Source organism: Methylobacterium sp. Leaf117 (assembly GCF_001422985.1).
Lineage (GTDB): Bacteria > Pseudomonadota > Alphaproteobacteria > Rhizobiales > Beijerinckiaceae > Methylobacterium.
The window spans coordinates 1-4,560 of the sequence record NZ_LMNL01000028.1; the positions used below are offsets into that span (position 1 = coordinate 1).

A 4,560-nucleotide genomic window follows, 5' to 3' on the forward strand; every position below is an offset into this window, starting at 1 on the left:
CCGGATCCTCGAGATCGGCATGAGGAGCTTCAATTGATGCAGGGCAAAGGCGATCTGTTCATTCGTGAAGCGTTTGCGAGGCATGGCATCCACCCTCCTTCAGGGTTCAGGATGCCCGAAAAACTTGCGCTCAGCGCGGACCAGTTTGCTGGGTCAGGGTCAATCCGCGCCCGGATCGAGGATCTCTCGGGCGCGCACGGGGCGAAGATCTCCGCCTCCCTCGGAGTCTCCTCCGTGCCGAGCACGTCCGGCAACAGCGCCGACCTCGTCAAGGCCGCCGACACGGCACTGTACCGCGCCAAGAACAACGGTCGTAACCAGGTGGCGCTCGCTCCGGTCCGCACAGGCTGGCGCGACGGGACCGACGGCACGGCCGTTCAACAAGCACCCCTTCGCGCAGCGGCGGAATGAACACCGCTGGTCGTCCGTTCGAAGCCGTTGTCCTTCGGCTCAATGGCGATGTGATCCGTAAGTGACGGCGGTGTCCGAGCACTGCCGCGGAGATCTGGAACGACAAGGTCAGGTCGGACATGGCAAGCCTGGTTCAAGGGCGAAAGGCCACGGTCCGGTTGCCACCCCGAGCCGAAGTTGCGGGACTTCCGACGAATGACTGCTGATGGGAAGCGACGAAGGTGATGTAGGGGACGTACCGGAGCTGTCGGATCTCGGCAGTCCAAACCTTCGGCACATGTGTGCGAAGCTATTGCAGGGGTCGGCAGAACTCGGCTGCGAGCCCATCGAACGCAGCGTGTAGGAAGGAGTCCAGCGGCCGATCCCCGCCCGCCTGGATCCAGTCCTCGATGGCCAAGCGCATGGCGCCGTGCGAGGCCATCGCGAGAAGGCGCAAGGAAGTGCTGCGGTCAGGACTCGGCCACCGCTCGGCAAGCGTGGCATGCAGTGACTGCTCATGCAGGCCATAGGTTGCCTGCTTACGCGCTCTAAGGGTTTCGCTGGACCGCAGGACACGGTCGATGCCGATGAACTCTTGGGTGCGGAAGCCTGCGGAAAGCGTCAGCAAGGCATCGCGGACCGCATCCACCGGCACCTTGTCGGAAGGCTGGGCCAGGATCGCCTTATGCGGGGCGTCATGGAAGGAAAGTGTAGGCGATTGCCCGCAAGAACGCATCATCCTTCGTAGGATCAGGCAAGAACTTGAGAGGTTCCGGTAACACGCGCTGGATCTGGAGCGGCATACCCGGCTAGCCCAACGAACGGAGCCGTCCCTTGACCAAGATCGCCCTCGTCACCGGAGCCAGTCGCGGGCTCGGCCGCAACACCGCGCTCAGCATCGCCCGCCACGGCGGCGATGTCGTCCTCACCTACCACAGCCGCGCAGACGAGGCCGAAGCGGTCGTCGCGGAGATCCAGGCAATGGGCCATAAGGCGGTCGCGCTGCAGCTCGACACCGGCGACGTCGGCGTATTCGCCACCTTCGCCGAGCTCCTGCAGGCGGCCCTGCGCGAGACCTGGGGCCGGGACACCTTCGACCACCTTGTGAACAATGCCGGCCATGGCGACTACGCCCTGATCGGGCAAACGACCGAGGAGCAGTTCGACCGGCTGGTCGACGTTCACTTCAAGGGCGTCTACTTCCTCACCCAAACCCTGCTGCCACTCCTCGCGGATGGTGGTCGCATCGTGAATCTCTCGTCGGGCCTGACCCGGGTCTGCTTACCCGGCTACGGTGCCTACGCCGCCGTTAAGGGCGCGGTCGAGGTGCTGACCCGCTACATGGCCAAAGAGCTCGGAAGCCGGGGGATCGCGGTGAACACGGTGGCCCCTGGCGCCATCGAGACCGATTTTGGCGGCGGCGCTGTGCGCGACAATGCTGACCTCAATACGCTCTTCGCAGGTCTCACAGCGCTCGGCCGCGTCGGCGTGCCGGACGATATCGGACCGATGGTCGCGAGCTTGTTGACCGACGAGAACCGCTGGGTGAACGCGCAGCGCATCGAGGTCTCCGGCGGCCAGGGCATCTGACAGCACTGCGGGCGTCACGGCGGGCACGGCCAGTCCGAGGCGCCCCCCCTCCCGACATGGCGGGACAGGAGGGCCTATGTTTGACCAAGGGGCCTCGCGAGCTCTCCCTGTAAGGGACCCGCGACTCTGCCGTGGCGAAGCGCCGTTCATGCTTGCCAACCCTGAACCTCGGCACCGCCGAACACGACCTGGTTGCGGAGGGGTGGTCGGGATAAGCTGTAAAGGAGGTTCTCGCTGCCACCGCTCACCGCATCGAGCGCCGCGGCATGCTCGGCCGAGAGAGTGAGACCGAGCGCTGCCACGTTGTCGGTCACCTGCTCGGCCCGGCTCACCCCTAGCAGTGTTGAGGCGACACCCGGTCGTCCGACGACCCAGGCCAAGGCCACGCGGGCCGGCGTCTGGTCCGCCTCCTCGGCGACGCGCCTCAAGACGTCCACGATCCGCCAGTTGCGGTCCGTAAACAGCATGTCCCCGAAGGGATTGTCGCCGTCGAGCCGCTTGTCTCCCTCGGGGCGCGCTTGGTCATTCGCGGCTCCTTGGTTCGGAACTCCCCCGCGCCGCGCAGGGCCAGCCTCGACCTCGGCACGGTCGTACTTTCCCGCCAGCAGGCCATAGGCGAGCGGGCTCCACGGCACGAGGCCAAGGCCGAACGCTTGTCCCAAGGGGACGTGCTCGTTCTCCACCCCGCGCTCGACGAGCGAGTAGAAATACTGCAATCCGATGGGCACGGGCTGGCCGCGCAGCCTCGCCAGCGTGGCGATCTCGGCTACGTACCAAGCCGGCGTGTTGGACAGGCCCCAGTAGCGGATCTTGCCTGCCCGGATAAGGGCCGTCATCGTCTCCAACAGTTCCTCGGCCGGCGTAATGCCGTCCCAGACGTGCACCCAGTACAGGTCGATGAAGTCGGTCCGTAGGCGGGCCAGCGACCGCTCGACCGCCGCCCGGACGTGCCGTGCGCCGTTGCCTCCCTGGTGCATGCCCTGTCCTGTGGCAAAGCCGGACTTCGTGGCGATGACCAAACGCTCCCGGAGACCACGCTTTGCCACGAAGGCACCGACCATCTCCTCGGATCGGCCGCCTGCGTAGACGTCGGCCGTATCGACGAAGTTGCCGCCGAGCTCGGTGTAGCGGTCGAACACCGCGCGGCTGTCTGCCTCGTCCAAGCCCCACCGTGGCGTGCCGAAGGTCATGGTGCCGAGCGCGAGAGGGCTCACGAGGAGCCCGGACCTGCCGAGAGCGCGATAGGAGTGAAGGTTCATCAGGAAGCTTTCTGTCACCAGCATGCACGGAGCCGGTCTCACTTCAACGGCTCGGGGGGAAGGAAGGGAGTTCCCGGGGTGAGCAGGGCGAACATGGACCGGAACAAGCATGCGGATTAGACAGGGAAAGCCGCACGGGTTGCTGAAGGATTTTCAGGAATGGATCGCGACCTCTGGTCGGGGCTCGCTGTGTTCGCCACCATCGTCGAGGCCGGCAGCTTCGCGCGGGCAGCGGTGCGCCTCGGTCTTTCCGCCTCCGCCCTCAGCCACACCATGCGTGCTCTCGAAGGAAAGCTCGGCATCCGTCTCCTTGAGCGGACCACGCGCTCACTCGCTCCGACGCAGGCGGGTGTTGATCTCCTGCAGAGCCTCCGCCCGGCCCTGGCCTCCGTCGAAGGGGCGCTCGGCGCGCTGGCCATGAACCGTGAGCGGCCCGCCGGCCGTATCCGAGTAAACGCGCATCGGCCAGCGGCCGTGCACGTCGTCCTCCCGCGCCTGACGCCGTTCGCCGCCAGCTACCCCGACGTTGCAGTGGAACTCGTGGTCAACGACGGGCTCGTCGACATCGTGGCCGAACGCTTCGATTGCGGGGTCCGGCATGAGGGCGAACTGCAGCGTGACATGATCTCGGTACGGATCAGCGACCCCGTGCCGCTCGTCTTCGTGGCCGCGCCCGCCTACCTCAAAAGCAACGATGCCCCGCAAGCGCCCGATGACCTCGGCCGGCACCGCTGCCTCTGCTACCGCTACACCTCCTCGGGCACGATCCACGTCTGGGAGTTCGAGCGGGACGGACATCGGTTCGGGCGTGCGGTGCCCGGGTCCTTCGTCACCAACGACGTCGACGTGATGCGCGACGCCGCGGACGCCGCCCTCGGTGTCGCCTGCCTGCCGCGGCCGCATGTGGAACGACAGATGGAGAGCGGCGCGCTCGTCGAGGTCCTCGCGGGTTGGGCACCGGTCCTGCCGCCGAACCACCTCTACTATCCGAGCCGTCGACAGCCCAGCGCGGCATTCCGAGCCTTCGTCGAAGCCATGCGCATGTGAACGACCCGATGCCCACTTCCGCCCCGATCTTTCCCGTCCAGCCTCCCTCGGCTCTATGACTGCTTTCGGGCGGTGCTCGCAGTGACTGTTACGTCTGGGTTGGGTCGCGATCCGCCAGTACGCTCTACGAACGGATCTGGACAACTACGCTCATAACTTAGTGTCGGGAATAACGTCGGACACTGTTGGCGAAGTCGGCGGCTATGCGGCGAGAGCGCTGAATCGTGAGGTGTGGGCCGAGGCCAGGGGTCTGTGCCCGAACCAGGCGGCCAGA

Annotated in this window: 5 protein-coding genes; 3 read left to right on the plus strand and 2 right to left on the minus strand. The window is 66.1% G+C overall.

Features of this window, described 5'->3' with window-relative positions:
* Positions 1-411, plus strand: a 411-nt coding sequence (locus tag ASF57_RS14505) for a diguanylate cyclase (RefSeq protein WP_156376155.1), incomplete at its 5' end; no start/stop codon positions are given.
* 289 nt (positions 412-700) lie between these two features.
* On the opposite strand, the gene ASF57_RS14510 is transcribed toward ASF57_RS14505, so the two are convergent.
* Positions 701-1,129: a hypothetical protein gene (locus tag ASF57_RS14510; RefSeq protein ID WP_162241566.1), complete on the minus strand. Its 429-nt coding sequence runs from the start codon at positions 1,127-1,129 to the stop codon at positions 701-703.
* A 95-nt stretch (positions 1,130-1,224) separates the two neighbouring features.
* Between ASF57_RS14510 and ASF57_RS14515 the strand changes: the two genes are divergently transcribed.
* The gene (locus tag ASF57_RS14515) at positions 1,225-1,980 is read left to right on the plus strand and encodes an SDR family oxidoreductase (protein WP_056484667.1); all 756 of its coding nucleotides are present in this window, start codon (positions 1,225-1,227) and stop codon (positions 1,978-1,980) included.
* Positions 1,981-2,126: 146 nt separating this feature from the next.
* Here ASF57_RS14515 and ASF57_RS14520 read toward each other — a convergent pair whose 3' ends face one another.
* On the minus strand, positions 2,127-3,263 hold the full coding sequence (locus ASF57_RS14520; protein ID WP_244476947.1) for an aldo/keto reductase: 1,137 nt from the start codon (positions 3,261-3,263) through the stop codon (positions 2,127-2,129).
* Positions 3,264-3,398: 135 nt separating this feature from the next.
* Here ASF57_RS14520 and ASF57_RS14525 point away from each other — a divergent pair, with 135 nt between their 5' ends.
* On the plus strand, positions 3,399-4,286 hold the full coding sequence (locus ASF57_RS14525) for a LysR family transcriptional regulator (protein ID WP_056484668.1): 888 nt from the start codon (positions 3,399-3,401) through the stop codon (positions 4,284-4,286).
* Positions 4,287-4,560 lie beyond the last annotated feature (274 nt).

Excerpts from the sequence above, each read along its gene's own strand:
- ASF57_RS14510 (WP_162241566.1), bottom strand. The coding sequence starts at position 1,129 with ATGATGCGTTCTTGCGGGCAATCGCCTACACTTTCCTTCCATGACGCC.
- ASF57_RS14520 (WP_244476947.1), bottom strand. The coding sequence starts at position 3,263 with ATGCTGGTGACAGAAAGCTTCCTGATGAACCTTCACTCCTATCGCGCT.
- ASF57_RS14525 (WP_056484668.1), top strand. The coding sequence starts at position 3,399 with ATGGATCGCGACCTCTGGTCGGGGCTCGCTGTGTTCGCCACCATCGTC.